This window comes from Acidimicrobiales bacterium (genome assembly GCA_035630295.1).
GTDB lineage: Bacteria > Actinomycetota > Acidimicrobiia > Acidimicrobiales > Iamiaceae > Iamia.
In genome coordinates, this window is sequence record DASQKY010000023.1 from 62,981 (window position 1) to 87,385 (window position 24,405).

24 protein-coding genes are annotated in these 24,405 nt (G+C 77.0%); 3 read left to right on the plus strand and 21 right to left on the minus strand.

Annotated features, from left to right (window positions below; genetic code table 11):
• Positions 1–66: 66 nt before the first annotated feature.
• The 5 genes from VEW93_06065 to folP all read right to left on the minus strand — a co-directional run bounded on the left by VEW93_06065 (position 67) and on the right by folP (position 3,709).
• Positions 67–1,152 (minus strand): hypothetical protein, encoded by a 1,086-nt coding sequence (locus VEW93_06065; protein HYI61353.1) that lies wholly within the window; start codon positions 1,150–1,152, stop codon positions 67–69.
• Entirely contained in the window at positions 1,149–1,742 is a 594-nt protein-coding gene (gene folK / locus VEW93_06070; GenBank protein HYI61354.1) for a 2-amino-4-hydroxy-6-hydroxymethyldihydropteridine diphosphokinase, read from the minus strand. The genes VEW93_06065 and folK overlap by 4 nt, the downstream gene beginning before the upstream one ends.
• Positions 1,739–2,113 carry a dihydroneopterin aldolase gene (gene folB / locus VEW93_06075; protein HYI61355.1) on the minus strand — a complete coding sequence of 125 codons (375 nt, stop codon included), beginning with the start codon at positions 2,111–2,113 and terminating at the stop codon, positions 1,739–1,741. The genes folK and folB overlap by 4 nt, the downstream gene beginning before the upstream one ends.
• Positions 2,113–2,634 carry a hypothetical protein gene (locus VEW93_06080; protein ID HYI61356.1) on the minus strand — a complete coding sequence of 174 codons (522 nt, stop codon included), beginning with the start codon at positions 2,632–2,634 and terminating at the stop codon, positions 2,113–2,115. Before VEW93_06080 ends, folB begins: the two co-directional genes overlap by 1 nt.
• 229 nt (positions 2,635–2,863) lie before the next feature.
• A complete protein-coding gene (gene folP, locus VEW93_06085; protein HYI61357.1) occupies positions 2,864–3,709 on the minus strand; it encodes a dihydropteroate synthase in 846 nt (281 codons plus the stop codon).
• 222 nt (positions 3,710–3,931) lie between these two features.
• Here folP and VEW93_06090 point away from each other — a divergent pair, with 222 nt between their 5' ends.
• Positions 3,932–6,247 (plus strand): FdhF/YdeP family oxidoreductase, encoded by a 2,316-nt coding sequence (locus VEW93_06090; GenBank protein HYI61358.1) that lies wholly within the window; start codon positions 3,932–3,934, stop codon positions 6,245–6,247.
• Here the strand turns inward: VEW93_06090 and folE are convergent.
• From folE to tsaE, 6 genes are read right to left on the minus strand one after another with little or no spacing between them, the layout of a single operon-like run.
• The gene (gene folE, locus VEW93_06095; protein ID HYI61359.1) at positions 6,228–6,851 is read right to left on the minus strand and encodes a GTP cyclohydrolase I FolE; all 624 of its coding nucleotides are present in this window, start codon (positions 6,849–6,851) and stop codon (positions 6,228–6,230) included. The two genes, VEW93_06090 and folE, sit on opposite strands and share 20 nt — an antisense overlap.
• Positions 6,848–7,402: a hypoxanthine phosphoribosyltransferase gene (hpt, locus tag VEW93_06100; GenBank protein ID HYI61360.1), complete on the minus strand. Its 555-nt coding sequence runs from the start codon at positions 7,400–7,402 to the stop codon at positions 6,848–6,850. The genes folE and hpt overlap by 4 nt, the downstream gene beginning before the upstream one ends.
• A gap of 59 nt (positions 7,403–7,461) precedes the next feature.
• The gene (gene tsaD / locus VEW93_06105) at positions 7,462–8,496 is read right to left on the minus strand and encodes a tRNA (adenosine(37)-N6)-threonylcarbamoyltransferase complex transferase subunit TsaD (GenBank protein ID HYI61361.1); all 1,035 of its coding nucleotides are present in this window, start codon (positions 8,494–8,496) and stop codon (positions 7,462–7,464) included.
• Positions 8,493–9,131 (minus strand): ribosomal protein S18-alanine N-acetyltransferase, encoded by a 639-nt coding sequence (gene rimI / locus VEW93_06110; GenBank protein HYI61362.1) that lies wholly within the window; start codon positions 9,129–9,131, stop codon positions 8,493–8,495. The genes tsaD and rimI overlap by 4 nt, the downstream gene beginning before the upstream one ends.
• Positions 9,131–9,853 carry a tRNA (adenosine(37)-N6)-threonylcarbamoyltransferase complex dimerization subunit type 1 TsaB gene (gene tsaB, locus VEW93_06115; GenBank protein ID HYI61363.1) on the minus strand — a complete coding sequence of 241 codons (723 nt, stop codon included), beginning with the start codon at positions 9,851–9,853 and terminating at the stop codon, positions 9,131–9,133. The genes rimI and tsaB overlap by 1 nt, the downstream gene beginning before the upstream one ends.
• Positions 9,847–10,377: a tRNA (adenosine(37)-N6)-threonylcarbamoyltransferase complex ATPase subunit type 1 TsaE gene (gene tsaE, locus VEW93_06120; GenBank protein HYI61364.1), complete on the minus strand. Its 531-nt coding sequence runs from the start codon at positions 10,375–10,377 to the stop codon at positions 9,847–9,849. Before tsaE ends, tsaB begins: the two co-directional genes overlap by 7 nt.
• Positions 10,378–10,558: 181 nt before the next feature.
• Between tsaE and VEW93_06125 the strand changes: the two genes are divergently transcribed.
• On the plus strand, positions 10,559–11,446 hold the full coding sequence (locus VEW93_06125; protein HYI61365.1) for a hypothetical protein: 888 nt from the start codon (positions 10,559–10,561) through the stop codon (positions 11,444–11,446).
• 207 nt (positions 11,447–11,653) lie between these two features.
• On the opposite strand, the gene VEW93_06130 is transcribed toward VEW93_06125, so the two are convergent.
• The 6 genes from VEW93_06130 to VEW93_06155 all read right to left on the minus strand — a co-directional run bounded on the left by VEW93_06130 (position 11,654) and on the right by VEW93_06155 (position 17,147).
• A complete protein-coding gene (locus VEW93_06130) occupies positions 11,654–12,535 on the minus strand; it encodes a P1 family peptidase (protein HYI61366.1) in 882 nt (293 codons plus the stop codon).
• Positions 12,529–13,665 (minus strand): DUF3524 domain-containing protein, encoded by a 1,137-nt coding sequence (locus tag VEW93_06135; GenBank protein HYI61367.1) that lies wholly within the window; start codon positions 13,663–13,665, stop codon positions 12,529–12,531. The genes VEW93_06130 and VEW93_06135 overlap by 7 nt, the downstream gene beginning before the upstream one ends.
• Before the next feature lie 2 nt (positions 13,666–13,667).
• Positions 13,668–13,889, minus strand: a complete 222-nt coding sequence (locus VEW93_06140; protein HYI61368.1) for a hypothetical protein — start codon at positions 13,887–13,889, stop codon at positions 13,668–13,670.
• Positions 13,890–13,899: 10 nt separating this feature from the next.
• Positions 13,900–15,093, minus strand: coding sequence for an alanine racemase (alr, locus tag VEW93_06145; protein HYI61369.1), 1,194 nt, complete (start codon positions 15,091–15,093; stop codon positions 13,900–13,902).
• 97 nt (positions 15,094–15,190) lie between these two features.
• A complete protein-coding gene (locus tag VEW93_06150; protein ID HYI61370.1) occupies positions 15,191–15,661 on the minus strand; it encodes a CBS domain-containing protein in 471 nt (156 codons plus the stop codon).
• Position 15,662: 1 nt separating this feature from the next.
• Complete coding sequence (locus VEW93_06155; protein ID HYI61371.1) at positions 15,663–17,147, minus strand: NAD(P)H-hydrate dehydratase; 1,485 nt, start codon at positions 17,145–17,147, stop codon at positions 15,663–15,665.
• Positions 17,148–17,217: 70 nt separating this feature from the next.
• Between VEW93_06155 and VEW93_06160 the strand changes: the two genes are divergently transcribed.
• Positions 17,218–18,117, plus strand: a complete 900-nt coding sequence (locus VEW93_06160) for an alpha/beta hydrolase (GenBank protein HYI61372.1) — start codon at positions 17,218–17,220, stop codon at positions 18,115–18,117.
• On the opposite strand, the gene VEW93_06165 is transcribed toward VEW93_06160, so the two are convergent.
• The 4 genes from VEW93_06165 to glmM all read right to left on the minus strand — a co-directional run bounded on the left by VEW93_06165 (position 18,111) and on the right by glmM (position 24,201).
• Positions 18,111–18,614, minus strand: a complete 504-nt coding sequence (locus VEW93_06165; protein ID HYI61373.1) for a hypothetical protein — start codon at positions 18,612–18,614, stop codon at positions 18,111–18,113. The genes VEW93_06160 and VEW93_06165 overlap by 7 nt on opposite strands.
• 108 nt (positions 18,615–18,722) lie before the next feature.
• The gene (locus VEW93_06170) at positions 18,723–19,088 is read right to left on the minus strand and encodes a holo-ACP synthase (protein HYI61374.1); all 366 of its coding nucleotides are present in this window, start codon (positions 19,086–19,088) and stop codon (positions 18,723–18,725) included.
• An 8-nt stretch (positions 19,089–19,096) separates the two neighbouring features.
• On the minus strand, positions 19,097–22,570 hold the full coding sequence (locus VEW93_06175) for an SIS domain-containing protein (protein HYI61375.1): 3,474 nt from the start codon (positions 22,568–22,570) through the stop codon (positions 19,097–19,099).
• Positions 22,571–22,845: 275 nt separating this feature from the next.
• Positions 22,846–24,201 carry a phosphoglucosamine mutase gene (glmM, locus tag VEW93_06180; GenBank protein ID HYI61376.1) on the minus strand — a complete coding sequence of 452 codons (1,356 nt, stop codon included), beginning with the start codon at positions 24,199–24,201 and terminating at the stop codon, positions 22,846–22,848.
• Positions 24,202–24,405: the final 204 nt, after the last annotated feature.

The following is a 24,405-nucleotide window of genomic DNA, read 5'->3' on the forward strand; positions in this document are numbered from 1 at the left end:
GTGAGGCCGCCAGGCGCCACCTCTCTCCGCGTCGACCGCCGGAACCGGCCTCGTCGATTCCCCGGGTCAAAGGGTGAAGCGGGCCACCAGGTCGTCGAAGGTGGCGGTGGTGACGGTGGGCCCGGCGTCGAGGACCACCAGGCCCAGGCCGGTGGCGCCCGCGTCCAGGGGACCGGCCAGGGTGGCGGAGGCCTCGTGGACGCCCCCGACGAAGGCCTCCACCCCGGTGGCCGTCACCCGCACGCCGAGGGGAGCGGCCTCGCGACCGGCGGCCGCCCCCGGCACCCGGGCCAGGACCTCGCGGACCGGCCCCACCACCCGGAGGAGGGCGACGTCGCCCGTGGGCTCGCGCACCCAGGCCACGTAGGCGTCGACCCCCACGACCCGCACGGCCAGGCCCACGCTGGCCCCGATGGCCGGGGCCACCACCTCGGCCTCCAGCTCCCCGGGGGTGGCCAGCCAGGCCAGGGCGCTCCCGCCGTCCACCGTGGCCTGGGCCCGGTCGCCGCCCACCGTCCAGGTCCCCCGGCCCACGACCCAGCCCACCCCGCCGGCCGGGGGCAGGGCGTCGGCCTGGCCGGCGAAGTCGAGGGCCACGTCGAGGCGGGACCCGGCCAGCGCCAGGCCGGGCACGCCGGGGGCCGCCCCCGTCGGGTCGGCCCCCCGATCGGCGGCGGAGGCCGGGGGTGGGAGCGGGTCGGTGGCCGGCTCGTCGTCGCCTCCGCCGGCCGCCAGCACCCCGACCACCACCGCGGCGACGGTCAGGAGGGCCAGGACCACCACCACGCCGGCGCCCCGCCGGGCTCGCCTTCCGGGGGGGCCGGACGTCGCCCGGTCGATCGGGGCCTGGTCGATCGGGGCCCGACCCGGGGCCGGGCCGGAGCCGTGGGCCGTCGGCCCGTCCGGCCAGGGGGCGCCCCCGGTGGCCCCGTGGGCCGGGACCCGCAGGGAGCGGCCGTCGGCGGCCACGGCCACGCCCAGGGCGGCCAGGTCCTCGACCAGCACGGCCCGGTCGACGGTGACGTCGAGGCGGGTCAGCACGCCGTGCAGTGCATCGAGGTCCAGCCCGGGCCGCCGGGCCAGGGCCAGCGCCACCGCCCGGCGGCGGGCGTCGGTCGGGGGCTGGCGCCGGGGCGCCGCCGGCCCGCTCATCCTCGCCCGCCCCGCTCGGTGCCGGGGTCGGCTCCGGCATCAGGGCCGGCGCCCGCACCGGCGTCGGCGGGACCGGCACCCTCGGCACCAGGACCAGCACCCCCGGCACCGACAAGGGGGCCAGGGTCCAAGGAACCGAGGCGGCGCACGCCGGCCGTGTCGCCCGACCAGCCGGCGGCCACGTCGGGGGCGACCTCGGCCAGGGGCACCATCACGAAGGCCCGCTCCCGCATGCGGGGGTGGGGCACCACCAGGTCGGGTTCGGCCACCTCCTCCCCCTCGACCCACAGCACGTCGACGTCCAGGGTGCGGGGCCCCCACCGCACGGTGCGCTCCCGGCCCGCCGACGCCTCCAGGGCCTGGGCCCGGGCCAGGAGGTCCCGGGCCGGGCGGTCGGTGCGCAGCAGGGCGACGACGTTGAGGTACGCCCCCTGCTCGGGGCCCCCGACCGGGGCCGTCTCGTACACGGCCGACACCGCGGCCAGCTCGGGGCCCAGGCCCGCCACCGCCCCCCGCAGGTGAGCGGCCCGATCGCCGAGGTTGGACCCCAGGCCCAGCAGGGCCCGGCGGGCGGGGTGGGTGTCGCTCACCCGGCCCGGCGCCGGGTGATCCGCACGCCGGAGCTGTCGAGCAGCTGGGCCACCGGCGGCCGCAGCTTGCGCACGGTGACGGTCACGGCGTCGACCCGGTCGTCGGAGAGGATCAGCTCGGCGATGCGGGCGGCCAGGCGTTCCAGCAGGTGGAACCGCTCGGTGGTGATGACCCGCTCGACCAGGTCGCACACCGCGCCGTAGTCGACGGTGTCGTCCAAGGCGTCGGACTCGCCGGCCGCGGCCTGGTCGGTCTCGATCTCGACGTCGACCTCGAGGGGCTGGGGCCGGTCCTGCTCCTCGGGCAGGGCCCCGCACACCCCCAGGGCGGTGAGGCCCCGGAGCAGGATCAGGTCGGGACCGTCGGCCATCAGTCGCGGCCCCGGATCCCGGGCAGCGAGGGGGCCAGGGCGATCAGCTCGCGCCCCACGGGACCGATCTGGCGGGTGAGCATGCGCTCCACCAGCATCGTGGCCCGGGGGGACTCGGGGACCAGGCCGGACCAGATGACGTAGGCGGCCACCAGGCCGGCGATGCGGTCACCGAGCTCCTCGCCGTGCACCAGGAGCTTCTCGCCCGAGGCCATCAGGCCTTCCAGCTCGGGGAACAGGCTGCCGAGGTAGGGGCCGGCGTCCTCGTGGGCCCGGAACGGCCGGTGGAGCCAGGCCACCTCGAGCTCGGTGTAGTTGTGCAGGTTGTGGTTGGCCGGGATGAGGGAGATGACCTTGGTGAAGCCCTGCTCCCGGACCCAGATGATCTCCTCCTGGCGGCGGACCCGGCGGTGGTTGGCGCCGTAGCCACCGGGCCGCTCGCAGACCGCGAAGCGGTCGGTGATGACCCAGGAGAAGTTCCGGGGCCGGATGCCCTGCGCCCACTTGCCCTTCATCCCCATCGGGGGTGTCCTCTCGTTCGCGTCCGTGCGTCGGGACGCCCTCGCGGGGCGTCCGCGGGCCGCTCCCGATCATGCCCGATGGGCGGTCGCGTCGGGGAGAGCGGCGCCGGCTGACAGTCGGTGCCGCGGGATCGGCGCGAGGGGCCGGGACCACGCGGGGCCGATCGGCGCTGGGCCAGGGGGCCGGACGAGCCCGACGGCGAACGGGAGCGAACCGGATCGGGGCTGGTCAGGGGGCCGGTAGGCGGAGGGCGGCCACCGTGGCCGCCACGTCGTGGACCCGGACCATGCCCGCTCCGGCCGCCGCGCTCCACACCGCGGTGGCCAGCGACCCCTCGATCCGGTCGTCGGGGGGCACCACCACGGCGGCGGCGCCGCCAGGTTCGCGGCGAGGGATGTGCGGTCCCGTGCTCTCCGTCCCGGAGGTGGCGTCTGCCTGGGCCAGCAGCTGGCCCAGGAAGCGCTTGCGGCTGGTGCCCACCACCACCGGCCAGCCGGTGGCCACCAGCTCGTCCAGCCGGGCCAGCAGGGCCAGGTTGTGGGCCGTGGTCTTGCCGAAGCCGATGCCGGGGTCGATCCACACCTCGCCCACCCCGGCGGCCCGGGCCGCCTCGGCCCGCTCCACCAGGAAAGCCCCCACCTCGTCGACCACGTCGCGGTAGCGGGGGTCGCGCTGCATGGTGGCCGGGTCGCCCCGCATGTGCATGGCCACCCACCCCACCCCGGCCGCCGCCGCCACCGGGTGGAGGGTGGCCGACACGTCGTTGACCAGGGTGGCCCCGGCGTCCACGGCGGCCTCGGCCACCGCCGCGGTGCGGGTGTCGACCGAGACCCGGACGTGGGGGGCCAGGGCCTCCACCACGGGGACGACCCGGGCCCGTTCCTCGTCGTCGGGGACGGGGGCGGCGCCGGGCCGGGTCGACTCGCCGCCCACGTCGACCACGTCGGCCCCCTCGGTCACCAGCTGCAGCCCGTGGGCCACGGCCGCCTCGTGGTCGAGGTAGCGGCCCCCGTCGGAGAACGAGTCGGGGGTCACGTTGACCACGCCCATCACCAGCGGCCGGACCGTGCCCACCCCCCGACCCTACGGCCGCCGCCCCGCCGCCCATCGCCGACCCGCCCCACCGCCGCCCCCGCCCAACCGCCCGCCCACGCACCGTTCTGAGGCGCCACAGCACACGGACAGGCGCGCTGGCGCCTCAGAACGGCACCGCGCCGGTGGGCCCTCGCTTCTGAGGCGCCAGAGCACACGGGGACGTGCGGTGCCGCCTCAGAACGGGGCCGGTAGGTTCGAGTCGTGCACAAGTCGGCACCGGCCCACGACCCGGGGGACGACGGCCTGCGGGTCGGGCCACCCCGGGAGGAGGCCGCCGGGGTGACCGGCGTGGTGGCCGGCGCCCGCACCGCGGTGGAGCAGATGGGCGTGCGGCGCACCCTCACGGCCCTGCTGCGGATCAACCAGGTCGACGGGTTCGACTGCCCGGGGTGCGCCTGGCCCGAGCCCGGCGACCGCTCCCACGCCGAGCTCTGCGAGAACGGGGCCAAGGCGGTGGCCGAGGAGGCCACCCGCCGCACCGTCGACGCCGGTTTCTTCGCCCGCCACACCGTGGCCGACCTGGCCGGGCGCAGCGACCACTGGCTGGGCCAGCAGGGCCGCCTGGTCGAGCCGGTGGTCAAGCGGGCCGGCGCCGACCGCTACGAGCCGCTGCCGTGGGCCGAGGCCTACGACCTGGTGGCCGACGGGCTGCGGGCGCTCGACCACCCCGACGAGGCCGTCTTCTACACCTCGGGCCGCACCAGCAACGAGGCCGCCTTCCTCTACCAGCTCATGGCCCGGGCCCTCGGCACCAACAACCTGCCCGACTGCTCCAACATGTGCCACGAGTCGAGCGGCGCGGCGCTGACCGAGACCCTGGGCACGGGCAAGGGCACCGTCCTGCTGGAGGACATCCACCGCACCGACCTGATCTTCGTGGTGGGCCAGAACCCGGGCACCAACCACCCCCGCATGCTCACCGCCCTGGAGGTGGCCAAGGACGGCGGGGCGCAGATCGTGGCCGTGAACCCGCTGCCCGAGGCCGGCCTGCTGCGGTTCAAGAACCCTCAGCGCCCTCGGGGCGTGGTGGGTCGGGGCACCGCCCTGGCCGACGACCACCTGCCCATCCGGGTCAACGGCGACCTGGCCCTGTTCCAGGCCCTGGGGGCCCGGCTGGTGGCCGAGGACGCGAGGAGGGGCGGGGCGGCCGGCGGTTCCGACGTGCTCGACCACGCCTTCATCGATGCCCACACCGACGGCTTCGCCGCCTACGTCGCCCACCTGGCCGCCCTCGACGCCGGGGCGGTGGCCGAGGCCACCGGGTTGGCGCCGGAGGTCATCGACCGCACCGTCGAGCGGGTGCTGGGCGCCGAGCGGATCATCGTGTGCTGGGCCATGGGGCTGACCCAGCACCGCAACTCGGTGGCCACCATCCGGGAGATCGTCAACTTCCTGCTCCTGCGGGGCAACGTGGGGCGCCCCGGGACCGGCGCCTGCCCGGTGCGGGGCCACAGCAACGTCCAGGGCGACCGCACCATGGGCATCGTCGAGCGGCCGGGGCCGGGCTTCCTGGACGCCCTGGGCGCCGAGTTCGCCTTCGCCCCACCCCGGGAGCCCGGCCACGACACGGTGGCCGCCATCCGGGCCATGGCCGCCGGCGAGGTGGCGATGTTCATGGGCATGGGCGGCAACCTGGCCGCCGCCGCCCCCGACACCGACGTCACCATCGCCGCCCTCGGCCGGTGCCGGCTCACGGTGCACGTCTCGACCAAGCTCAACCGGACCCACACCGCGCCGGGCGAGGTGTCGCTGATCCTGCCGTGCACGGGCCGCACCGACCGTGACGAGCAGGCCACCGGGGCCCAGGCCGTCACCGTGGAGGACTCCATGGGCGTGGTCCACTCGTCCCGGGGCCACCTCGACCCCCCGGCCCGGGACCTGCCCAGCGAGGTCGAGGTGGTCGCCCAGGTGGCCCGGCGGGCGGTCCCCGAGCGGGCCACGGTGGACTGGGAGGGCGTGCAGGGCGACTACGCCCGCATCCGGGACCACATCAGCCGGGTGGTGCCCGGGTTCGAGGACTACGAACGCCGGGCCCACGTGCCCGGTGGGTTCACCCTCCCCAACGGCCCCCGGGACAGCCGCACCTTCGCCACCGCCACCGGCCGGGCCCGCTTCACCGTGAACCCGCTGGAGGTGCTGCGGGTGCCCGAGGGCCGGCTCCTGCTCCAGACCGTGCGCAGCCACGACCAGTACAACACCACCATCTACGGGCTCGACGACCGCTACCGGGGCATCCGGGGCGGGCGGCGGGTGGTCTTCGCCCACCCCGACGACCTGGCCGCCCTGGGCCTGGCCGACGGCGACCGGGTGGACGTGGTGTCGGAGTGGACCGACGGCGAGCGCCGGGCCCCCGACTTCCGGCTGGTGGCCTACCCGGCGGCCCGGGGCACGTGCGCGGCCTACTTCCCGGAGGCCAACGTGCTGGTGCCGCTGGGCAGCACGGCCGAGGTCAGCGGCACCCCCACGTCCAAGTCGATCGTGGTCCGCTTCGAGCCGGTCAGCCCGAGCCGCGGGTGATGAAGCGCATGGCTTCCTGACGGGTGGCCACGTTGGTGCGGAACAGGCCCCGCACCGCCGAGGTCACCGTCGAGGTCCCGGCCTTGCGCACCCCCCGCATGGACATGCACAGGTGCTCGGCCTCCACCACCACCATCACGCCCTTGGGCTCCAGGCCCTCGGCCAGGGCGTCGGCCACCTGCGAGGTGAGGCGCTCCTGCACCTGGGGCCGGCGGGCGTAGCCGTCGACCAGGCGGGCCACCTTGGACAGGCCGATGATCCGGCCGTCGTCGTTGGGGATGTAGGCCACGTGCGCCGTCCCGATGAACGGCACCAGGTGGTGCTCGCACACCGAGTAGAGCGGGATGTCGCGGACCATGACCATCTCGTCGTGGTCGGCCTCGAAGGTGGTCTTCAGGTGCTGGCGGGGGTCCTCGTGGAGGCCGGAGGCCACCTCGGCCCACAGGCGGGCCACCCGCTCGGGGGTGGCGGCCAGGCCGTCGCGCCCGGTGTCCTCGCCGATGGCCTCCAGCAGCTCGCGCACGGCAGCGGCCACCCGCTCCTCGTCCACCCCGGCCCCGGGTCCGGTGGGGGGCAGCACCGGCACCGGCCCGTCGCCGGTCACGGCGCCCCCCGGAAGGTGCGGATGTCGGGCAGGTTGCGGTAGCGCTCGGCCACGTCGAGGCCGAACCCGATGACGAACTCGGGCGGGATGGGGAAGCCCACGTAGCGCAGGTCGAGGTCGCCCTTCTGCTGCCCCTCCCGGAGGAGCAGGGCGCACACCTCCAGGCTGGCCGGGCCGCGGGCCTGCAGGTTGCGGCGCAGGTACTGGAGGGTCAGGCCGCTGTCGATGATGTCCTCGACGATGATCACGTCGCGGCCCGACAGGTCGAGGTCGAGGTCCTTGACGATGCGGACGACGCCGCTGGTCTTGGTGGCCGCGCCGTAGGACGAGACGGCCATGAAGTCACACTCCACGGGCAGGTCGATGGCCCGGGCCAGGTCGGCCATGAACACGAAGGCGCCCTTCAGCACGCCGACGAGGAGGGGAGCCCGGCCCTGGTAGTCGGCGGTGATGCGGGCGCCCAGCTCGGCGATCCGGGCCGCGATGTCGGCCGCGCCGACGACCACGTCGCCCAGGGCGGGATCGTCGGGGCCGGGGCTCGGCGTCTCCATCGGCGGAACGGTACCGGCTGGCCCGCGGCCGGCCCGCACCCCTCCCCCGCCCGGGCCGCTCAGAGGCCGAGGCCGGGGAGGGCGCCGGTGTCGAGGGGGCTGGGGCCGTCGGCCCGGAGGCGGTGCCAGCCGGCGGCGGCCACCATGGCCGCGTTGTCGGTGCACATGGCCGGGGTGGGCAGCGACACCCGCAGCCCGGCCTCGTCCCCGGCCTCCACCACCCGGCTCCGCAGCAGGGAGTTGGCGGCCACGCCCCCGCCCAGGCAGAGGCCCCGGGCCCCGACCTGCTCGGCGGCCCGGAGGGCCTTGGCCACCAGCACGTCGACCACCGCGGCCTGGAACGAGGCGGCGATGTCCTCCGTGGTGGCATCGGGGTGGCGCCGGCAGTGGGTGATGACCGCCGTCTTCAGCCCCGAGAACGACAGGTCCAGCCCGTCGTCGAGCATGGCCCGCGGGAAGCGGATGGCCTCGGGGTCGCCCTGGCGGGCGGCGGCGTCGATGGCCGGCCCGCCCGGGTAGGCCAGGCCCAGGTAGCGGGCCACCTTGTCGAAGGCCTCGCCGGCGGCGTCGTCCACGGTGCCGCCCAGCACCTCGTACGAGCCGGGGGCGTCCATGGCCACCAGCAGGGTGTGGCCCCCCGAGACCAGCAGCACCACCACCGGCAGGTCCAGGTCCGGGTCGTCGAGGAGGGCGGCGTGGAGGTGGGCCTCCAGGTGGTTGACGGCCACGAAGGGCACGTCCCACACCAGGGCCAGGGCCTTGGCCGTGGCCACGCCGACCAGCAGGGCGCCCACCAGGCCCGGGCCGTAGGTGGCGGCCACCGCGCCGACCTCGTCGTCGGCCACCCCGCTCTCGACCAGGGCCTCGGCCACCACCGGGGTGAGCAGCTCGACGTGGGCCCGGCTGGCCACCTCGGGCACCACGCCGCCGTAGCGGGCGTGCACGTCGACCTGGCTGGAGACCACCGAGGAACGCACCTGGCGCCCGCCGACCACGACGGCGGCCGCCGTCTCGTCGCACGAGGTCTCGATGCCGAGCACGGCCAGCTGGCCCATGTCGGCCGGCGGCGTCCAGAGGGGCGCGGCGGTCGTCACGGCTGCCGCACCCCCTGCACCAGGCTGGGCGCAGGCAGGCCGGCCTCGATGCGGGCCAGGCGGGCGGCGTAGGGCTCGCCCTGCACGTCGATCGCCCACATGATCAGCGCGTCCTCCCGGTTGTCCACGTAGTACGCCTTGCGCACCCCGGAGGGGGCGAAGCCGAAGCGGCGGTAGAGGGCTTGGGCCCCCCGGTTGGAGGCCCGGACCTCCAGCGTGACCCGCTCGGCCCCGAGGGCGACGGCCTCGCGCAGCAGCACCAGCAGCACCCGGGTGGCGATGCCCTGGCGCTGGTGGACCGGGGCCACGGCCACGGTGGTGACGTGGGCGTCGTCGACGATGACCATCAGGCCGGCGTAGCCGACCACCGTGCTCCCCTGGCGGGCCACGAGGTAGCTGCGGCCCTCGGTGGTGGCCAGCTCGCCGAGGTAGAGGGCCAGGGACCAGGGCCGGGTGTAGACGGCGTTGTCGATGCGCAGCACCTGGCGCAGGTGGCGCCGGCGCATGGGGGTGATGACCAGCCGACCGGGCGCCCCGGGGGCCGACGGGGCCGACGGCCCGCCCGGGGGGTCGTGGGGGCCGGGTCGGGCGCCGGGCAGCGGTGGCCGGCGATCGGGCTCGGGGACGGCAGCCATCACGCCTCCCCGATCGGGGCGGGGGACAGGCCGGCCCTGGTGGCCCAGCCGATCTCGGCGTCGGGCTTGCGCAGGTACGTGGGCGTGACCTCCCACACGGGCACCCACTCCTCGCGCAGGGCCCGGGCGTGGGCCAGCAGGACCAGGTCGCGGGCCGAGGGGTGGACGATGCCGTGGGCGCCCACCTCCACCTGGAGGACGTCGCGGAACACCTCGGCGTAGCGGAGGGCCCCGTCCCCCACCACCAGCACGTCCTCACCCAGGGCCTGCAGCTCGGCCACCAGGTCCGGGGGTGTGCTGACCCGGGGCTCGGTGACCCGCTGGACGCCGCCGGGCACGGCCCGGTAGAGGGCCGAGAACAGCTCGCCCCGGCGGGCGTCGACGACCGCGGCGATGACCCGGTCGCTGAAGCGGGCCGGGAAGGCCAGGAGGTCGAGGCTGGAGATGGGGATGACCGGCACCCGGAGGGCCTGGGCCATGGCCTTGGCCGTGGCCACCCCCACCCGCAGGCCGGTGAAGAGGCCGGGGCCGGTGTCGACGGCGATGGCGCCCAGGTCGGACAGCTCGATGCGGGCCTGGCGGCGCACGAAGTCGATCGACGGGATCAGCGCCTCGGCGTGGCGCCGGGTGCGGGCCGAGTGGGCCGAGGCCAGGACCCCCTCGTGGCCGCCGACGGCGCACCCCACCTGGGCGGTGGCCGACTCGATGCCGAGGATCAGCACGCCTCCGCCTCCCAGGGGGCGAGGACGGCCCGCAGGCCGTCGGACCGGGCCGACCAGGCGGCACCCACCGGGCGCAGGTGCCAGCAACGTGGCTCGTCGCCGGGGTGGTCGCCGGCCGGGCCGGCGTCGCTGCCGGGGGCGAGGGGGGCGAAGGTGATGCGGATCTCCAGGTAGGAGGCGGGCAGCACGGGCAGCAGGGCGTCGCCCCACTCGATCACCACCACCCCCCCGTCGTCGATCATCTCGGCCAGGCCCAGGTCGAGGGCCTCGTGGAGGTGCTCCAGCCGGTAGGCGTCGAGGTGGTGGACCAGGAGGCGCCCGCCCTCGTAGGTCTGGGCGATGGTGAAGGTCGGGCTGGTGATGCGGGTGGGGACGCCCAGCCCGGCCCCCAGGCCCTGGGTGAAGGCCGTCTTGCCGGCGCCCATCTCCCCCGACAGCAGGAGCAGGTCGCCGGGCCGCAAGAGGTCGGCCAGGGCCGTGGCCAGGGCGCCGGTCTCGGCGGGGGAGGTGGTGCGGGCGAGCACGGGATCAGCGGCGACGCTCATGGGTCGGGCCGGGCCCCACGGTGCGGGGTTGGCGGCGAGCAGCCCCCGGAGCGTACCGCCGGGGCCGGACCCGCGGCCCGTCCCGGCAGATCGTGACGGCCAGGAGACGGAGAGGTGACCGAGAAGGAGGGATCGACGGCCCCCCGTCGAAGGGGGGAACATGACGCGACCCGCCCTCCCCCGCTCCGTCGCCCTCGCGCTGGCCCTCGGCCTGGCGCTCGCCGCCTCCCTCTCCGCCCCGAGCTCTGCCGCTCCCACCTTCGCCCCCGCCGGCGAGGCCACCATCACCCCTGGCGTCCAGATGCTGACCCAGGGCGCCCAGTGCACGGCCAACTTCGTCTTCTCCGACGGGGTCGACGTCTTCCTGGGCTACGCCGCCCACTGCGCCGGCACCGGCGCGGCCACCGACACCAACGGGTGTGACGCCGGCACCCTGCCCCTGGGCACGGCGGTGGAGGTGGAGGGGGCCGACCACCCCGGCACGTTGGCCTACAGCTCGTGGGTCACCATGCAGGCCGTGGGCGAGGCCGACCCGGACGCCTGCGCCTACAACGACCTGGCCCTGGTGCGCATCGACCCGGCCGACACGAGCAAGGTCAACCCCTCCATCCCCCACTGGGGCGGCCCCACCGGCCTGGACACCGACGGCGTGCCGGCCGGGGAGCGGGTCTACAGCTACGGCAACTCCAGCCTCCGCCAGGGCATCGCCCTCCTCAGCCCCAAGACCGGCATCAGCCTGGGCACCTCGGGCAACGGCTGGACGCACCCCGTCTACACCGTCTCCCCCGGCATCCCCGGCGACTCCGGCAGCGCCTTCCTCGACGCCGAGGGCCGGGCCCTGGGCGTGCTGAGCACCCTGGCCCTCGCACCCCTGCCCCTCAGCAACAACGTGTCGGACCTGAGCCGGGGCCTCGACTACATGCGGGCCCACACCGGCCTCGACGCCGTGCAGCTGGCCGCCGGCACCGAGGCCTTCGACGGGGCCCGGCTCCCGCTCGGCACCGGCGGGGGCAGCGGGCTGGGCGGCCTGGGCGGCCTGGGCTCCTGACCCACGGGACCGCCGGCACCGACCGCCGGTCCCTCGCTCCCAGGGGGCGCGCCGGCCCGACCCCGGGGCGCCCCCTGCCCTCCACGAACCGAGCACGGAACAACCGGCATGTCGGGTACTTCCGTGCCCAGTCCGCTCGGCGCGCCGAGCCGAGCACGGATCAGCCGGGATGTCGGGCACTTTCGTGCCCGCTCTGTTGGCGTTCGATCACCTCAGGGACCGGACGGCGCGCTCCACCGCGGCGACGGCCAGGAGACGGACGTGGTCGACGGGGGCCTCCACTTGGCCGGTGGCGGCGGCCACCAGGGCGTCGCCGTCGACCCGGGTGTGAGCCGGGACCAGCGAGCGGGCCAGGCCGTCGTGGCCGCCCTGGGCCACGACCAGGCACCCGACCTTGTCCAGGCGGGCGTTGGTGGCGACGATGCCGATGGTGGTGTTGCCCACGGGCGACGGACCCGAGGGCAGCGGGCCCAGGGGTGGCGGGCCGAGGCCCGACACCAGATCCTCCACCCCGTCCAGGCCCCGGCCGTCCCCGTCGATGGATCCGTGGGCGTTCACGGCCAGCAGGACCGACACCACCAGGTCCCCGGCCCGGACCGTGGCTCCGACCAGGCCACCCGGGCGGGCGGAGTCGGGCCCCTGCCAGCCGCCCACGGTGGCCCCGGCTCCGGCCCCCACCGGCCCGTGGTCGATCGGCCCGGGGCGGGCATCGTCGCAGGCGGCCCGGCCCTGGGCCGGCCCCGGGCGCACCGAGGCCGAGCCCACGGCCAGGTCGTAGAGGGCCAGGGCGGGCACGATGGGCACCGGGCCGGCCGGGGTCGGGAAGCCCCGGCCTCGCTCCTCCAGCCAGCCCGTCACCCCGTCGGCCGCGGCCAGCCCGAAGGCCGACCCTCCGGTGAGCACCACGGCATCGATCCGGTCCACCAGGCGGTCGGGGGCCAGCAGGTCGAGCTCTCGGCTGGCCGGCGCCCCTCCCCGCACCTCGGCCGAGGCCACCGTCCCCTCCGGCACCAGGGCCACGGTGCAGCCGGTGCGGGCCCGGGTGTCGGTCCAGTGCCCGACCTCCACGCCACCCACGTCCGTCAGCACGCCGCCACCGGGACGTCGGCCGGCGGGCGGCCGGCGGCCACCTCCTCCAGCGCGGCGTCGTAGGCCGGGGCCAACACTGCCCAGTCGAAGCGGTCCATGCTGGCGGCCAGGCCCTCCACCGCCACCCGGGCCCCGTCGAGGTCCTCCAGCACGTCGCGCAGGCGCCGCACCATGTCGCCGTAGGCGTCGTAGAGGACGACGTCGTGGTAGCCGGCCGGGACCACCTCGGGGTACGACAGCGACCGGGGCAGCAGGGGCACGGCCCCGGCCGCCATGGCCTCGACCATGGCCACGCCGAAGAACTCGTGGACCGCGGTGGACACCACCACCGCGGAGCGGCCCAGCAGCTCCACGTAGTCGGGCCGGGGCAGGTGGCCGGCGTGGACGAGGCGCGGCCCGAACCGCTCCTCGGCCTCGATGAACTCCCGGGGGTCGGCCCGGGCGTTGGCCCCGGCCAGGGCGACCCGGAAGGCCAGGCCCTCGTGGTCGAGGCGCCGCAGGGCCCGGAAGAACAGGTCGGGGGCCTTGTCGTGGTCCCAGCGGTGGCTCCACAAGACGATGGGGGGCCCGTCGTCGACCACGTCCCGCCCGACCCGCACCGCCCCCACGTCGACCCCGACCGGCAGCACGGTGCACCGGGGGGTGACGGCGTCCAGCAGGTGGTCGTGGCGGTGGTCGGGGGGGCGCTCCAGCAGCTCGGGGAGGGCGTCGAAGAGGGCCGAGCGGTGGAAGGCCGAGTTCACGAAGATGTGGTCGGCGGCCAGCATCGAGGCCCAGTTGCGGTAGGCGATGTCGTCGTCGAGGGGCTCCCCGGTGAGGGCCACCCGGGCCGGCTGGGTCTCGTGCAGGTACAGGGCCACGGGCGTGGCCCCGATCCAGGCCCGGGCGTGGCCGCAGAAGGCGGGCACGTCGAGCATGGAGCTGGCCAGCACCACGTCGGGGCGGCCGTGCTCGGCCACCACGGCGGCGGCCTGCTCGGACAGGGTCACGGCCCCGCCCCGCAGGCGCCAGCGCCAGTAGGCGCCCGGGTGGGAGACGACGTGGACCTCGTGGCCGCTGCGGGCGGCGTAGCCCTCGGCCCAGGCCTGGTGCGAACCGGTCAGCCACGGTTCGACCAGCAGCACCCGCACGCTCAGCTCCCCCGGCCGGCCACGGCCGCGGGCCGGGGGGCGGTGCGGGCCGCCAGCGCCCGGATCAGCCTGGCCAGGGCCTCGGGCCGCCCCTGCATGAGCTGGTGGCCGGCGCCGGGCAGCACCGTGAGCTCGGCATCGGGCCGGCGTTCGGCGGCCAGGCCGGCCACGGCGCCCCCGACGCCGACGCCGACGCCGACGAGCGTGCGGGTGGCGGGGCTCACGGCGCCGAGCCTACGGGCCGGGCTCCCCCGGGGTCGCCGACCGGGGCCGGACCCGCCGGGGGACGCGGGCGCCGATGCCGCAGGTGACCTCGTAGCCGATGGTGCCCAACCGCTCGGCCCACTCCTCGGCGGTGACCTCGGCGACGCCCTGCCGGCCGATGAGCACCACCTCGTCCCCCGGGCGCACCGCGGCTCGGGGCCCGCAGTCGACGGTGATCTGGTCCATGGTGACGGTGCCGGCGATGGGGCACCGCCGCCCTCCGACCAGGACCACGCCGCCGGCGGCGCCCAGGGCCCGGCGCACGCCGTCGGCGTAGCCGACGGGCACGGTGGCCACGGTGGTGGGGGCGGCCACCCGGTACCGCTGGCCGTAGCTGATGGCCTCGCCGGCGGCCACCACCTTGACGTGGGCCACCCGGGACACCAGTCGCAGGGCCGGCACCAGGTCGACGGCGCCGGCCAGGGCCGGGGAGGGGGCGATGCCGTAGGCGGCGATGCCCACCCGCACCAGGTCGAGCCGGGTGGCCGGGTGGGCCAGGGCGGCGGCCGAGTTGGCGGCGTGGCGGACCGGCACCGGCACCCCGGCCGCCTCGACGGCGGCGCAGGCGGCGGCGAAGCGGTCGGCCTGCTCGGCGGTGAAGCCGGAGTCGGGCTCGTCGGCCACGGCCATGTGGGTCCACACCGACGCCAGCCGCAGCTCGGGCCGGTCGGCCACCAGCCGGGCCAGGCCCGGCGCCGCGCCGGGGGCGGCGCCCACCCGGTGCATCCCGGTGTCGACCTTGAGGTGGAGGGGCCAGGGTCCGCCGACGGCACCGGGGCCGCCCCGCCCGGCCACGGCCCGGGCCATGGCCTCGACGGCGGCCGCCGAGTAGGCCGTGGGCTCGATCCCGGCCGCCACCACCCGGGCCTCGGCCCCGGGCGGCGGCTCGGACAGCAGGAGCAGGCGGGCGTCCACACCGGCGGCCCGCAGCTCCTCGCCCTCCTCCACCAGGGCCACGGCCAGGCCCTCGGCCCCGCCCTCCAGGGCGGCCCGGGCCGCGGTGACGGCGCCGTGGCCGTAGCCGTCGGCCTTGACCACGGCCCACACCGGGACGGGGGCGGTGACGGCCCGCACGGCGCGCACGTTGGCGGCGATGGCGGCCGGGTCGATCTCGACCCAGGTGGGCCGCAGCGGCGGGCCGAGGTCGGGCGGGGGGGCGGTCATGGCAGGCGGTCCAGCGGGGGCGTCGGACGGGGGCCGGACGGGCCCCCGGGGGCGGGGTGGGAGCCCACCGGGGTGGCCGGGGCCGGGAGGGCCGGGGTCAGGGCTCGGCGATCATGGCCCGGACGATGTCGCCGCGGGCGACGATGCCCACCAGGCGGCCGTCGCCGTCGACCACCGGCAGCCGGGAGACGTCGTGCTGGTGGAGCAGGGTGGCCGCCCGCTCCAGGGTGTCGTCGGGGCCGATGGTGTGGGGGTCGGTGGTCATGACCGCGGCCACGGTGCCGCCCACCGCCCGCCGCAGGTCCTCCCCGAAGCGCTTGCGCTCGCCCGGGAGCTCGAAGCTGGCGCCCAGGAGGGTGATGACCGTGGGCACGTGGACCTGGCCCTCGGCCACGATCAGGTCACTGGTACTGAGCAGCCCGACCACCCGGCCCTGGCCGTCGACCACCGGGGCGGCGTCGACGTCGCGTTCGACCAGCGCGGCCATGGCGGAGCGGACCTCGTCGTCGGGGGCGAAGGTGAGCACGTCGACGGTCATGACGTCGCGCACGGGCTGGGATCGGGGCACGTCAGTCCTCCGGGAGCAGGGCCAGGGCGGCGGGGAGGTGGGCGGCGACATCACCGGCCACCAGGCCGCGGCGACAGGGTACGGGCTCCTGCCGGGCCCGGGGAGCACCGGCCCGCGCCGCCGCGGCCAGGGCCCCGGCCCGACCGTGCAGGTGGGCGCCGGCCGCGGCCGCCTCGGTCGGGTCCAGGCCCTGGGCCAGGAGGGCGGCGATGGCCCCGGTGAGCACGTCACCGGTGCCGGCGGTGGCCAGGCGGGCGTCTCCGGTGGTGGCCACCAGGACCCGGCCCCCCGGGTCGGCGACGACGGTGGGCGCCCCCTTGGCCAGGACCACGGCGCCCCGCCGGGCGGCCAGGGCCCGCACCTCGGCCAGCCGGTCGGGCGCCGAGGGGTCGCCCCCCAGGCGGGCCAGCTCCCCGTCGTGGGGGGTGAGGACCACCGTCGGGTGGCCGTCCCCGCCCTCTCCCCGGCCGCCCCGCCGGCCGTCGCCGGGGCACGGGCCCGGGCCCCGGGTCAGCGCACCGTCGACGTCGCCGGCCAGGGCGGTGAGGCCGTCGCCGTCGACCACCACGGGGGGGCGGTCCACCGCGCCGACCAGGGCTCGCACCTGCTCGGCGGTGGCCTCCCCGGTCCCCAGGCCGGGGCCGACGCCCAGGGCCCGGATGCGGTCGACGTCGTCGAGCACGGCCGCTGCCCAGCCCCCGTCGGGGAGGGGCACGGCCACCACCTCGGTGGGCGCCCCGGGGGCGTCGGCCAGGCCCGGCGTCGAGAGGCGGACGTAGCCGGCGCCGGCCCGCTGGGCCCCCGCGGCGGCCAGGTGGGCGGCCCCGGTCATGCCCGGCGACCCGGCCACTATCCAACAGGCCGCCCGCCACTTGTGGGTGTCACGGGCCGGAGCGGGCAGCCAGGCGACCACGTCGGCGTCCTCGACCACGTGGGCGGTGGCGGTCGAGACGTCGAGGCCGATGTCGGCCACCGTGACCTCCCCGGCCAGGCCGGGCCCCGCTCCGAGGACCAGGCCGGGCTTCAGGGCGGCGAAGGTGACGGTGCGCGCCGCGGCCCACGGGTGGCCAGCGGCCCGGCCGGAGAGGCCGTCCACGCCGCTGGGGATGTCCACGGCCAGGACCGCGGCCCCCTCGGGAGCCGGCGGGGGCGCCCACCCCCGCCCGTCGCCCCGGTGGCGGTAGCCGGTGCCGTAGGCGGCGTCGATCAGCAGGTCGGCGAGGGGGAGGGTCGGGGGCAGGTCCCCAGCGTCGAGCACCGCCACCCGCACGCCCCGCCGGCGCAGGCGCACCGCTGCCGCCCGGCCGTCGGCCCCGTTGTTGCCCGGGCCGGCCACCACCACGACCCGGCGCCCGTAGGCGCCGCCCAGCAGGTCGAGGGCCGCTCGGGCCACCGCCGCGCCGGCCCGCTCGACGAGCACCTCCACCGGCTCGGGGGCGGCGGCGTCGATGGCGCCCATCTCCTCGGGGGTCACGACCGGGATCACCCCCCCATGCTGCCCGCCTGGGCCCGACACCGTGGGCCCCGGTCGCACCACCGGTCCCTACGCTGCCGGGGTGCCCGCCCTCGCCTCGCCCACGCTCGTGCCGTTGGACGACGGGCGGGTGCTGGCCGTCGACGACGTGGGTGACCCGGACGGGGCCCCCGTCCTCTACCTGCACGGCGCGCCCGACTCGCGGCTCTCCCGCCACCCCGACGACGGCCTGGCCGCCCGGGCCGGGGTGCGGCTGCTGGCCGTGGACCGGCCGGGGTGCGGGCGCAGCACCGGCCACCCGGGCCGCACGCTGGGCTCGGTGGCCGACGACCTGGCCGCGGCCTGCGCCCACCTGGGCGTGGACCGGACCGGGGTCCTGGCCTGGTCGGCCGGCGCCCCCTTCGCCGTGGCCCTGGCCGCCCGCCACCCCCGCCTGGTGGCCGCCGTGGGCCTGGCCGCCCCCCTGGTCCCCGTCGACGCCTACGCCACCCCGGAGGTGGCCGAGGCGGCCGGGCCGGGCCGGGCCCTGTTCGCCGAGATGGCGGCCGAGCTGCCGGCCGAGGAGGTGGCGGCCGAGGTGGCGCCCTACCTGCTGCCCGACCCGGCCACCACGGAAGCGGTGGCCGCCCACCTGCGGGAGGAGGGCGACGAGCGGCGGGCAGCCGAGCTGGCCACGGTGCCCGGCGGGTTCGACCACCTGGTGGCGGCCACCGTGGAGGCCGTGGCCCGGGGCCGCGACGGCCTGAGCCAGGAGGTGGCCACCCAGGCCGGCCGGCCCGACGTCGACCTGGCCGCCGGCACCGCCCCCGTCACCATCTGGAGCGGCACCGCCGACCCGGTGGCGCCCCCGGCCTTCGGGGCCTGGTGGGCGGCCACCGCGCCCGGGGCCCGGCACCACGTGCTGGAGGGCGCCACCCACGTCCTGCACCTGCCCCGCTGGGCCACGCTCCTCGCCGCCCTGGTCCCCGGCCCCGCTCAGTAGCTCTCGTAGCTGCTGTCGTAGCTCGAGTCGTAGCTGCTGGACGTGTCGACGTCGCTGGAGCTGGCGTCGTAGGAGGTGTCGGCGTAGCCGGAGCTGGCGTCGTACGAGGTGTCGGCGTAGCCGGTGTCGGCGGCGCTGTAGTCGTAGGTGTCGCCGTAGCTGTAGTCGGCGGCGTAGGACTCGGCGGTGTAGGCGTCGCCGCTGGCGTCGTAGGCGGTCCAGCTGGCGCTGTCCGCCGCGTAGGAGTCGGTCTCGTAGCCGTCGGACACGCTGCTCCAGTAGTCCGACGCCTCGTAGTCGCCGGCGTACCAGGCCTCGTTGGAGGCGCTGCTGGCGTCCAGGGAGGCGCCCCAGGCGTCCCAGGAGGCGTCGGTGGCCTCCAGCGACTGGTCCCAGTAGGTGTCGCTGGACTGGGAGAAGTCGCCGGTGGCGATCTCGGCCTCGGCGGTGGCCTGGTAGCTGCCGTCGTAGTAGCTGGTCTCGGTGTAGTCGCTCATCGGTCGCCCTCCGGGGTCGTGGTGGTCGTGGGGTGAGAGGCCACCGGACCGCCCCATGTTCCTCCGTCGGGGCACCGTGGGGAAGGGGTCCCCGGGCCGGGGCGTGGATCAGTCGGCGGCGGCCACGGCCACGGCCACCAGGTCGGAGTGGCTGAGCGACAGGTGCCAGGTGGTGATGCCGGCCCCGGCGGCCAGGGCCGCGGCCCGCCCGGTGAGGCCCACCGTGGGGCGCCCCGACGGCTCGGCCCCCACCTCGATCTCGTGGAAGGCCACGTCGCCCAGCCCGGCCCCCAGCACCTTCATCACCGCCTCCTTGGCTGCGAAGCGGGCGGCCAGGGTGGGCACCGGGTCGCGCCGTCCGGCGGCCCGGGCCCTCTCGGCGTCGGTGAAGAGCCGGTCGGCCATGCGGGGGGTGCGGGCCAGGACGGCCCGGAACCGGTCGAGGTCGACCACGTCGGTGCCCAGGCCCCGCACCGCCGGGCTCAGCCGGCGGAGCGCCAGCGCTCGGCCAGCACGTAGACGGGCGAGGTCAGCAGCTCGATCAGCGGGATCTCGCCCAGCAGGTCCGCCCGGAACGTGGGCTCGGTCTCGGTGACGGCGTCGGTCAGGGCCGACAGGCGGGTGCGGTACTGCTCCAGCACCGAGCGGGCCCGGGCCGCCGGCAGGCGCTCGGCGAAGCGGCAGTGCAGGAGGGTGAGCCCGGTGCACTGGGTGCCCCGCACCTCGGGGACGATGACCACGGTGCGCCCGTCGCTGCGGCCCACGGCCACGGTGACCTCCCGCTCGGTGGCCACCCGGTGCTTGGTGCCCCGCAGGACGGGGTTGCGCTCGGTGCGCAGCGGGAGGTCCCGGGCGATGCCGCCCCGGTCGATGACCCGGATGGTGGCCTCGTGGGTCTCGACCGTGCCCTCCACCTGGTAGCGGGTGAACCCCAGCACCTCCTCCACGGCGGGGTCGAGGCCGGCCAGGGTGCGCAGGGCCCGGTAGCTGACCCGGTCGCGGGGGGCGCCGGCCTCCAGCGTGGCCGCCACCAGGGGCACCTGGAGCAGGCCCTCGTCGCTGCGGGAGATGCCCACGGTGACGGTCTTGGCCTGGTGCTTGATGGCGTCGACGGGGCGGGTCAGCTCCTCGATGCCGGTGGTGAGGGCGGTGGTGAGGTCCTCGACCAGGGCCACCGGCGAGCCGGCCCGGCCGTGCTCGACCTCGTAGGCCTCCAGGGGGGCCAGCCCGGTGGCGTAGCGGAACAGGGAGGCCAGGCGCACCGCGGTGCCCGCTTCCAGGCTGCCGTCGTAGCCGCCGCTGCGCACGACCTCGGCGAACCGGGCGGCCAGGGGGGCGAAGTCGGCGCGCAGCTCGGCCAGGAGCAGGTCGCCGTCCACCGCGGCCGGGCTGCCGGCCCGGTGCTCGATGGCGGCCCGGGCCTGGCGCAGGGGCAGGGCCGAGGCGTCGATGGCCAGGGCCGCCTCGTAGCCGAACAGGTGCCCGACCACCGCGGCCAGGACGAAGGCCAGGGCCGGGTCGACGGCGGGCACGGTGAGGACCCGCAGGGCGGCCGAGAACCGCTCCTCGCCCTCCGAGGCGATGACCACCGGCGAGGCCTTGTGGGCCCGGTAGATGGCCACCTCCTTGGCCACGTCGTCGGCGTTGGAGCCCTGGAGGCCGGTGGCGCACACGATGATGAGCGGCTCGGAGGACAGGTCGATGTGCTTCTTGTCCTCGGTGGCGTCGCAGGCGATGGCCTTGTAGCAGAGCTCCGAGAGCTTGATGCGCAGCTCCTGGGCGGCGATGCGATCGGCCCCGGAGCCCACGATGGCCCAGTAGCGCTTGGACGGCGCCAGCTCCCGGGCCGCGTCGGCGATGGCCGGCCGGGTGGCGATGACCTGCTCCATGGCCTCGGGCAGGGCCCGCAACCCGCCCAGCAGCCGGCCCCGGGCCTCGGCCGCGCCGTCGGACCGGTCGACCTCGGCGGCGATGGCCGCGGCCAGGACGATGCCCGCCGCCACCTGGGCGTAGAACGCCTTGGTCGAGGCGACGCTCATCTCCACGTCGCGCCCGTCGGAGGTGTAGAGCACGCCGTCGGAGCGATCGGTGAGGTCGCTGCCCCGCCGGTTGACGATGCTGATGACGGTGGCCCCCCGAGACCGGGCCAGGTCGACGGTGCGGTTGGTGTCGGTGGTGGTGCCGGACTGGCTGACGGCCACGACGAGCGTGTCGGCCATGTCGGGCCGCAGGGCGAAGCCGCTGAGCTCGGTGGCCAGGCGGGCCTCGACCCGCAGGGGCGTGTTCGCGGCCAGCGTCGACAGGGTGGAGGCCAGGGCCTGGCCCGCCACCGCGGCGGTGCCCTGGCCGATGGCCAGGACCCGGGTGATGCGCCCCTCGGCCAGGGCGGCCCGGGTGGCCTCGGGCAGGGTCTCGGGTCCGAGGCGGGCCTCGACCGGGCCGCCGTCCGCCCCGGCCACGATCTTGCCCCGGAGCGTCTTGCGGAACGAGGCCGGCGACTCGCTGATCTCCTTGAGCAGGAAGTGCGGGTGGTCGCCCCGGTCGATGTCGCGGGTGGTGACCTCGGCCCGGGCCAGCTCGTCCTCGGCGACGGGCAGCTCGCCGCCGGCGTAGGACAGGCGGCGGATGCCCTCGACGGTGCCGGCCGCCGCCGCGTCGAGGGCCACCACCTGGCCCCGGCTGCCGGTGGGGTCCTCGGGGTCGGCCGCGGTCTCGCCGTCCATGCGCAGGTAGCGGTCGCACTCCTCGACCACCCCGTAGGGCTCCGAGGCCACCAGGTAGAGGTCCTCGGCCAGGCCGACGTAGAGGGCCTGGCCGCTGCCCCGCAGGGCCAGCAGGAGCGACCCGGGCAAGGAGGCGGGCGAGGCCCCGATGGCCACCGAGCCGTCGAAGGTGGCCACGGTGCGCCGGAAGCCGTCGACCGGGTCGGTGCCGGCGGCCAGGGCCCGGCTGACGAGGGTGGGGATGACCTTGGCGTCGGTGGTGATCTCGGGGGCGTAGGCCAGCCCGGCCCGGGCCTTCAGGTCGGCGAAGTTGTCGATGTCGCCGTTGAGGGCCGCGGTCACGTAGGGGCCGGCCGCGGCCGGCCCGGCCGCGCCGAGCTCCTCGTCGCTGTTGACGGGGTGGGCGTTGGCCTGGGAGATGATGCCCACGCTGGCCCACCGGGTGTGGCCCAGCACCAGGACCTCGGCCTCCTCGGAGGAGAGGGCCCGGCGCAGCAGGTCGTCACCGGTGAGGGCGGTGCGCAGCTCGCGGGAGTTGTCGCCCAGCTCGCCGATCTCGGCCGCCGCCTTGTACACGAAGGACAGGCAGTCCCCGGCGGCCCGCACCGAGCCGGAGCCGAAGGTGGGGTCGTCGCCCCGGTCGGCCAGCACGACGGCCATCTCGGCCCCGGCCAGGTCGAGGCCGTGGCCCCGGACCAGGAGGGTGAGCCCGGCCGAGTCCCGGCCCCGCACCTCCAGGCGGTCGAGGGCGGACAGGGCGAGCTGCACCGAGGTCATGGCCTCGACGGCGGCGGGACCGGCGCCGGGACCGGCCAGGCCGGCCACGGCCCGGGCGGTGCGCAGCCGGTCGCGCCCGATGGACCAGGCCCCGTCCCGCACCGCCACCAGGGCGGTGTTGATGGCCTCCTGCTCCACGGTGGGCTGGTCGGCCAGCAGGTCCTCGAGGCGGGTGTCGAGGGCGGCCACCGCCCCGGCCAGGTCGGCCAGGTGGCCCTCCAGGCCGGCGACCAGGGCCGGGGCGGCCAGCAGGGCCCGCACCCCGGGGGTCCCCCGGAGGAGGCGGTCGGCCTCGGCCAGCCGGGTGGCGGCGGTCTCCAGCGCCTTGCGGACGTCGCTGCCGGCTCGGGCCTCGGCCACGAGGGCGGGGGTGTCCCCCACCAGCGCCAGGAGCGTGTCCGTGGCCGGGGGGCTCCGGTGGCTGCGGCGCCGGGCCACGGCGATGATGCCGCACATGGGGCGGGCCTCCAGGGGTCGGGGGACGGGGGCCGATGCTACCGGGCCCCCCTGCTCGCCTCGTCGCCCGCCCCGGGGTCCCCACCCCTCCCGTCCCCTTCCGAGGGCCCGATCCAACCGGGCACGGAAGAGCCGGGATGTCGGGCCTTTTCGTGCCCGGTTCGTCGCGCCGCTCCAACCGAGCAGGGAAGAGCCCGGGTATCGGGCCCTTTCGTGCTCGGTTGTGGGGGCCACGCCCGGGGTGGCGGTGGCCCGGCCGGCGCCCGGGGTGGGAGTCAGGGGGTGGGGGGCGAGGCGGCGGCGCGGGCGGCGGATGCCAGCTCGTCGGCCACGGCCTGGGCCTCCGCCGCGGTGGGGGCCTCGACCATGACCCGGACGACGGGCTCGGTGCCGCTGGGGCGGACCAGCACCCGGCCCCGCCCGGCCAGGGCGATCTCGGCCCGGCTGACGTCGAGAGCCAGGCGGTCGAGCAGGTCGGGGTCGCGGCGGGGGAGGCGCACGTTGACCATCACCTGGGGCAGGCGGTCCATCACCGCGGCCAGCTCGGCCAGGCTGCGGCCGGTGCGGGCCATGGTGTCGAGCACGAACAGCCCGGCCAGCAGGCCGTCGCCGGTGGTGGCCCAGTCCCGCAGGACGATGTGGCCCGACTGCTCGCCGCCGAGGGCCAGGCCGCCCTCGGCCAGGGCGGCCAGGACGTGGCGGTCGCCCACCGGCGTGTCCAGGACCCGGATGCCGGCCCGGGCCATGGCCTGGCGAAAGCCCAGGTTGGTCATCACGGTGACGGCCACCGTGTCGTCCCGGAGGAGGCCCCGGCCCTGCAGGTCGAGGGCCAGCAGGGCGATGAGCTGGTCGCCGTCGACCAGGGCACCGCTGGCGTCGACGGCCAGCACCCGGTCGGCGTCGCCGTCGAAGGCCAGGCCCACGTCGGCCCCCCGGGCCACCACCGCCTTCTGCAACGCCTCCGGGTGGGTCGAGCCGCACCCGTCGTTGATGTTGGTGCCGTCGGGGTCGGCGTGCAGGACGGTGACGCCGGCCCCCAGCTCGGCCAGCACCCGGGGGGCGACGACCGACGCCGCGCCGTGGGCGCAGTCGAGCACCACCTTCAGGCCCGGCAGCCGTCGCCCCTCCAGCACCGCGCCCTCCAGGTGGTGGGCGTAGCGCTCCCAGGCGTCGGGGGCGGCGCGCAAGCTGCCCACCAGTGGGCCTCCGGGGCGGGCCGGGGAGCCGGGGATGCCCTCGGCCTCCAGGGCCTCCAGCTCGGCCTCCAGCCGGTCCTCGGTGGCGTCGTCGAGCTTGAGGCCGCCGACGGCGAAGAGCTTGATGCCGTTGTCCCCGAAGGGGTTGTGCGAGGCCGAGATCACGGCCCCGGGCAACTGGTCGGCGGCGGCCAGGTAGGCCACGCCGGGGGTTGGCAGCACGCCCAGGTCGACCGACGAGGCCCCCTCGGAGGCCAGGCCGGCGGTGAAGGCGGCGGCCAGGAGGGGGCCGGAGAGCCGGGTGTCGCGGCCCACCAGCCAGGGGCCGCCGCCGAGGGTGCGCGCCGCGGCCCGGCCCAGGGAGAGGGCCAGCTCGGGGGTGAGCTCGGTGTTGGCCGCGCCCCGGACCCCGTCGGTACCGAACCGCAGCGTCACCGGTCGCCCCGTGCACGCGACGCCCCCGAGGGCATCTCACGATCGAAACCCCACGACCGGAGCCGCGTCATCACGCCCACAGCAGACGGCAAGGGCCCGAGCGGCCCGCCGGCGACGGAGGAGCCGGCCAGAGCGGGCCAGCACGGCATGGGCATGTCCGAGCCGCCAGGCGAGGACACGATGCGGGCAGCACCCCGGTCCAAG

Excerpts from the sequence above, each read along its gene's own strand:
- rimI (HYI61362.1), bottom strand. The coding sequence starts at position 9,131 with ATGGCTGCCGTCCCCGAGCCCGATCGCCGGCCACCGCTGCCCGGCGCC.
- VEW93_06080 (HYI61356.1), bottom strand. The coding sequence starts at position 2,634 with ATGGGGATGAAGGGCAAGTGGGCGCAGGGCATCCGGCCCCGGAACTTC.
- VEW93_06175 (HYI61375.1), bottom strand. The coding sequence starts at position 22,570 with ATGTGCGGCATCATCGCCGTGGCCCGGCGCCGCAGCCACCGGAGCCCC.
- alr (HYI61369.1), bottom strand. The coding sequence starts at position 15,093 with ATGACCGCCCCCCCGCCCGACCTCGGCCCGCCGCTGCGGCCCACCTGG.
- VEW93_06065 (HYI61353.1), bottom strand. The coding sequence starts at position 1,152 with ATGAGCGGGCCGGCGGCGCCCCGGCGCCAGCCCCCGACCGACGCCCGC.
- VEW93_06165 (HYI61373.1), bottom strand. The coding sequence starts at position 18,614 with ATGAGCGACTACACCGAGACCAGCTACTACGACGGCAGCTACCAGGCC.
- folB (HYI61355.1), bottom strand. The coding sequence starts at position 2,113 with ATGGCCGACGGTCCCGACCTGATCCTGCTCCGGGGCCTCACCGCCCTG.
- hpt (HYI61360.1), bottom strand. The coding sequence starts at position 7,402 with ATGGAGACGCCGAGCCCCGGCCCCGACGATCCCGCCCTGGGCGACGTG.
- VEW93_06125 (HYI61365.1), top strand. The coding sequence starts at position 10,559 with ATGACGCGACCCGCCCTCCCCCGCTCCGTCGCCCTCGCGCTGGCCCTC.